The organism is Mesorhizobium sp. M7A.F.Ca.US.011.01.1.1, assembly GCF_003998295.1.
In the GTDB taxonomy this organism is placed as follows: domain Bacteria; phylum Pseudomonadota; class Alphaproteobacteria; order Rhizobiales; family Rhizobiaceae; genus Mesorhizobium.
The window spans coordinates 1-398 of the sequence record NZ_RZRT01000247.1 but is presented as its reverse complement, the minus strand read 5'-3'; the positions used below and the strand labels follow the sequence as shown (position 1 = coordinate 398).

The window sequence follows — 398 nt, the reverse complement described above, 5'->3', positions numbered from 1 at the left end:
TGGCAAAACCCTTCACCGGCCCCGTGCCGATCCAGAACAGCACCACGGTCGCGATCAGCGCTGTGACGTTGGAATCGACGATGGTCGCCAGAGCCTTGGTGAAACCGGTGTCGATCGCCTGGATGACCGAGCGGCCGGCTCTTCGCTCCTCGCGGATGCGCTCGTAGATGAGAACGTTGGAATCGACCGCCATGCCGATGGTCAGCACGATACCGGCAATGCCCGGCAAGGTCAGCGTCGCGCCCAGAAGCGACAGCAGCCCGATGATCATCGCCACATGCACCGCCAGCGCAAGGTTGGCGAGGAAGCCGAGGAAGCCGTAGGCGACGAACATGAAGGCGACGACGAGAATCGACCCGACCACGCCGGCGACCTTGCCGGCGTGAATGGAATCTTCG

1 protein-coding gene is annotated in these 398 nt (G+C 63.3%); it reads right to left on the bottom strand.

Annotated features, from left to right (window positions below; translation table 11 throughout):
- Positions 1 to 398: SecD/SecF family protein translocase subunit (locus EOA13_RS37570; protein WP_127298072.1), on the bottom strand; the 398-nt coding region annotated here is incomplete at both ends.